Annotated in this window: 1 protein-coding gene; it reads left to right on the forward strand. The window is 29.0% G+C overall.

What is annotated here, in order from left to right:
- Nucleotides 1-207 (forward strand): hypothetical protein (locus UGRO018_RS17930; protein ID WP_416327872.1); only part of this gene is annotated, 207 nt, incomplete at both ends.

Consider the following 207-nt stretch of genomic DNA (forward strand, 5'->3'; position numbering starts at 1 on the left):
GTGATTTGGCATAATAAAGAAAAGAAAGTTGAACAATGTGAATCAGGATTTGATCCTGAAGATTTACCTTTTTTATCATCTTTTTTTATAATGCCTTCTAAGCTAAAATGTTCATCTCAGATAACTTTTCAGTTTTTTTCTTTAGGTTTACTGTTAGAAGAACTTTCCTGGTATATTATAGATGACTCATTTAACAGTCATCATAGC

This window comes from Hoskinsella mucinilytica (genome assembly GCF_045223415.1).
Taxonomy (GTDB): domain Bacteria; phylum Bacillota_I; class Bacilli_A; order Erysipelotrichales; family Erysipelotrichaceae; genus Hoskinsella; species Hoskinsella mucinilytica.